2 protein-coding genes are annotated in these 2208 nt (G+C 41.5%); both read left to right on the plus strand.

Features of this window, described 5'->3' with window-relative positions:
• Window positions 1–1406 (plus strand): RHS repeat domain-containing protein (locus DDR33_RS24965; protein ID WP_146198878.1); only part of this gene is annotated, 1406 nt, incomplete at its 5' end.
• A 29-nt stretch (window positions 1407–1435) separates the two neighbouring features.
• Window positions 1436–1942 (plus strand): hypothetical protein, encoded by a 507-nt coding sequence (locus tag DDR33_RS24970; RefSeq protein WP_109418502.1) that lies wholly within the window; start codon window positions 1436–1438, stop codon window positions 1940–1942.
• The last annotated feature ends 266 nt before the right edge of the window (window positions 1943–2208 follow it).

The raw sequence follows: 2208 nt of genomic DNA on the forward strand, positions 1-2208 counted from the left end.
TTACCTATACATATGACCCGGTGAACCGGCTGACGACTGCTGCCTCCAGCCATGCCAGCAATAAGCTGGGCGAAACCCTTACCTACGACAAGATGGGCAATATCCAGAGCCTTGCCAGGGGGAACTACGGTTCGCTGGCCTACACGTATGACGGCAACCGTCTGAGCTCCGTCAGCGGCTTTAAGACCGGCAGCTTCGGGTATGACGCCAACGGCAATACCACGACAGACGGCACCCGGAACCTGACGATCACCTATAATGAGCTCAATCTCCCCTCGCAGGTGACGGGGAATGGTACAGCCACCTACACGTACGATGCCACCGGCAATAAGATCCGCTCGGTACAGGCAGGTACCACCCGGGACTATATCGCCGGGATCCAGTATACCAACGGGACAATCGACTTCATCCAGACCGAAGAGGGCAGGGCAGTGCGAAACACGGACGGCACCTACCGCTATGAATATGATCTGAAGGACCATCTGGGCAATACCCGGGTGAGCACCGATGCTGCAGGCAATGTCATCCAGGAAGATGAATACTATGCCTTCGGGTTAAACGCACCGGTATATGCTGCCGGAACAAAAAACAAGTATCTTTACAATGGAAAGGAGATACAGGATGTCTTAACAGATCAGTATGATTATGGGGCGAGGTTTTATGATCCTTTGTTGGGTAGATGGAATGCGGTTGATCCCCTGGCGGAGAAGTTTTACCTGTTCTCGCCATATAATTATGGGCTGAATAATCCAATGATAATGGTTGATCCCGATGGAAGAGCCACAAGTCCTATCTATGATACCAATGGTGATTTTTTGGGCACTGATGATCAAGGGTTAAAGGGACAAGCTATAGTTATGAATAAAAGTAATTTTACACAAGGCATGAATCATGACGAAGCAGTAAAAAATAGTACTTATAAAGAAGGTGATCCAAATTATGGATTTATAAGTGAAAAGGCAGCTTTAAAATACGCCAACCATTATATCGGTTTGAAAAACCGGCCGGATTATGATGGGAAGTTAACTTTAAGTGAAGCTAATGAATGGTATAGAACAGGTGGTGGGAAGCCTTTATTTGTCGATGCTTCAAAAATAGATTTGACTCCGGTTTATGAGGGTGATCTAAGCGTAGGTGATAGCAAATACGTGAACTTTGCTTCGCCAGCTAATGCTAATTTTGAAACTGGTCTTGTTTATGGGACAATAAAATTGACACTAGTAGATGGAAGTAGAGTGAGGCTTGGAGGGGATAACGGTGTTTTAGACATTTATGATTTTGACTATCAAAAAGGTAGAACAGGAAGAAATGTTGCTACATGGATGGGGAAAACTGTAGCAGGAGAAGGTGCTGGTTATACTATTTACAACTATGGTATGTCACATCTCAAAAAAAAGCCTCAGTAATATAATATACTGCTGATTTGAAGTAAATTATGATAAAAATGTATGTAAGAATAGTACTTTCTGCCTTGATAGTTTTAATCTCTGGATGCCAAAGTAGTTACTTCAAGGATGATCTTCCCCAAATATTGGGTGTAGAGCAAGTGGACATTGAAAGAGTTAGTTCTAAAGATGACTTTGGAGGGTTTGGAGAAGGCTACACCATAGAAAAATATAAGCTAAAAAAAGTTACTATCGATGAATTCTATCGTGTTCGATCTAAACTACTTCCTTTCAAAGACGGTGGATGGCAAAGATATGGATGGAGCAAAACTCCTATTGACAGTTTGTTTAAGGAAGTGATTTATATGCCTTTAGAATATTACAATGGCAATAAGAAATTAGAACCAGTGCTTCAACACGTTAAAAAGGCCTTAGAACAAGCCGATGTATATTATGCATTTTATTACAAGCCAGATAGGTTAAATCCCCAAAGCGTTCAGTTATTTGTCGTAGACATACAATCCAGGGAGTTATATGCTATAGATATAGCTATATAATTACGAATTTATATGCTGGTCGACTAATTGCAGCATAAATGTTTATGCTGGTGTAATTACAGTTGAGAGCGTGTTTGGTCCCAAAACGTCAATAACAAAATTGTAAGCGCATGCAGATGGGACGCAGTCAAGCGGAATATAATGAAGTAACTCACTTTAAAAATACGGATAATTAATGAAGATAATTTGTGTGCCAAAACATGACCAAGCACTAAACCGTTTGGAATTCGATGAAAACATAGAAGGTGATCTTATTGAGATATCAA

This window comes from Pararcticibacter amylolyticus, assembly GCF_003130405.1.
Classification (GTDB): domain Bacteria; phylum Bacteroidota; class Bacteroidia; order Sphingobacteriales; family Sphingobacteriaceae; genus Arcticibacter; species Arcticibacter amylolyticus.

Bases quoted from the DNA above. Each gene is read 5' to 3' on its own strand.
- DDR33_RS24970 (WP_109418502.1), top strand. From the start codon at position 1,436: ATGATAAAAATGTATGTAAGAATAGTACTTTCTGCCTTGATAGTTTTA.